Raw genomic sequence first — 2,131 nt, 5'->3', positions numbered from 1 at the left:
TTCCACGTCACCATGGACACCCTTGTCTTAAGCTATGCACTTGGCACTATTAACCCGTGCTAGGGACTTTCACCCTTTAGATTGCGCCCATGCTGGGCGCACAATAAAAAAAAGCATGTATAGAGATTACATGCTTTCTTTATTATATTCATATTATACTTTATATCTAACCTAATGGACTTTTAAATCCATTACCTTGAACCTCAGCAATATCAATTATAGAAATAAATGCTTTGTTATCTATATCTTTTATAACTCTCTTAATTTGTGGTAATTGTCCCAAAGAAACAACACAGTACATTACATCTTTTCTATTACTGGTATATGCACCTTCCCCGTATAAAATAGTTACACCTCTATTAAAGCTATTCATTATAGCAACACTTACTTCCTTTTCCTTTTCTGATACTATTAAAAGCATTTTACGTCTACTTAATCCATTTATAATTTTTTCCATAACAGTAGCAGTAATATACATAGCAATTAGAGTATACAGACCTACTTTAAAATCAAACATCACAGATCCAACTGCTACAATTAAGAAATTTATTATAAAACTCATCATGCCTACTTCAATATCATATTTCTTTTTAGCATATATAGCTACAATATCCATTCCACCAGTGGAACCTTCATTAGAAAAGACAATTCCACTACCTATACCTGAAAGTACTCCTCCATATATACAATAAAGAAGTCTATAAGATTCTTCAACAGGCGCAAGCATCTTATTTAAAGGCGCCGTAATAATTAAGAAAACTGATAATGAAATGGTACCTAGAATTGTAAACATGGTGAACTTTTTATTTATTTTTAATATACTTAATATGAGAAGCGGAATGTTAAGTATTAATATTGTAACACCCATGGGTATACTGAAAATATACTGTAACATTAACCCTATTCCTGAAATACCTCCACTAAGAAGCTTATTAGGAATTATAAATAAGTTTATTCCAACAGCCATAATTAAACTTCCTAACACAATAAGAATAATCTTCTGAAATAAATCCTTAGACTCATTACTATAAAATTTTTTCATATACTACCTCCTTACCTTTATCTAGCTTACAAAATAACTTATCATTACTTTATATCATATGTTCTCGCATTTTCTATTATTATATATTAAACCAAAGGTAATTAGTATCTTATTAATCTCTTTGCCGAAATAAACTATTTATTTTACGTTAATCAAAGTATTTATGTTAAAATTACTTGAGGTGATTTTATGAAGGAATTAATGAATGATTGGGATACACTTTTACTAGAAGAATTTAATAGTGATTACTATTTAAAATTAAAAAGCTTCTTAAATGAGGAATACAAAAACAGACAAATATATCCTGAAGTTCAAAACACATTTAATGCAATCAAATACACATCCTATAAGAATGTAAAAGTTGTTATACTTGGTCAAGATCCCTACCATGGTGCTTCGCAAGCTCACGGCTTAAGTTTTTCAGTAATGACTGGTACGTCTATTCCACCTTCTCTATTAAATATATATAAAGAATTACATAATGACTTAGGTTGTTATATTCCTAATAACGGATATTTAAAAAAGTGGGCTGACCAAGGTGTCTTACTACTTAATACAGTGCTTACGGTTAGATCCGGAGAAGCTAATTCTCATAAAAATATAGGTTGGGAACGCTTTACTAGTAAAATAATTACTTTATTAAATGATAAAACAAGTCCTTTAGTTTTCATTTTTTGGGGTAAAAATGCTGAAACAAAACAATCTTTAATAACAAATCCAATTCACCATATAATAAAGTCTGCACATCCAAGCCCATTATCAGCACATAGAGGTTTCTTCAATAGTAAACCTTTCTCTAATGCAAATAACTTCTTAATTTCACAAGGTAAAAAGCCTGTTGATTGGCAGATTGAAAACATATAAATATTATGCCCCTTATAATATAAATAATTAATTATATTATAAAGGGTTATTTTGATATTTATTAAAGGCTTTTTAATTATAAAAAAACGCCTTAGAGTTATCTAAGACGTTTTTTGGTGGCTAGACCAGGAATCGAACCAGGGACACGAGGATTTTCAGTCCTCTGCTCTACCGACTGAGCTATCCAGCCACATTACCTGGCGACAACCTACTCTCCCACAAGGC

General features: G+C 30.5%; 2 protein-coding genes and 1 tRNA gene. 1 reads left to right on the top strand and 2 read right to left on the bottom strand.

The genetic code is table 11. The annotated features are described in order from the left end of the window. Positions 1–166: 166 nt before the first annotated feature. A complete protein-coding gene (locus tag LGK97_RS19490) occupies positions 167–1,042 on the bottom strand; it encodes a YitT family protein (protein WP_226261968.1) in 876 nt (291 codons plus the stop codon). A 189-nt stretch (positions 1,043–1,231) separates the two neighbouring features. On the opposite strand from LGK97_RS19490, the gene LGK97_RS19485 reads away from it, so the two are divergent. After that, positions 1,232–1,906, top strand: coding sequence for a uracil-DNA glycosylase (locus LGK97_RS19485; RefSeq protein ID WP_226261966.1), 675 nt, complete (start codon positions 1,232–1,234; stop codon positions 1,904–1,906). A gap of 114 nt (positions 1,907–2,020) precedes the next feature. On the opposite strand, the gene LGK97_RS19480 is transcribed toward LGK97_RS19485, so the two are convergent. After that, positions 2,021–2,096, bottom strand: a tRNA-Phe gene (locus tag LGK97_RS19480). Between the last annotated feature and the right edge of the window lie 35 nt (positions 2,097–2,131).

The sequence above is a fragment of the Clostridium sp. CS001 genome, assembly GCF_020443565.1.
GTDB lineage: Bacteria > Bacillota > Clostridia > Clostridiales > Clostridiaceae > Clostridium_AD.
This window is presented reverse-complemented; position numbering and strand designations above follow the sequence as displayed.

Excerpts from the sequence above, each read along its gene's own strand:
- LGK97_RS19490 (WP_226261968.1), bottom strand. The coding sequence starts at position 1,042 with ATGAAAAAATTTTATAGTAATGAGTCTAAGGATTTATTTCAGAAGATT.
- LGK97_RS19485 (WP_226261966.1), top strand. The coding sequence starts at position 1,232 with ATGAAGGAATTAATGAATGATTGGGATACACTTTTACTAGAAGAATTT.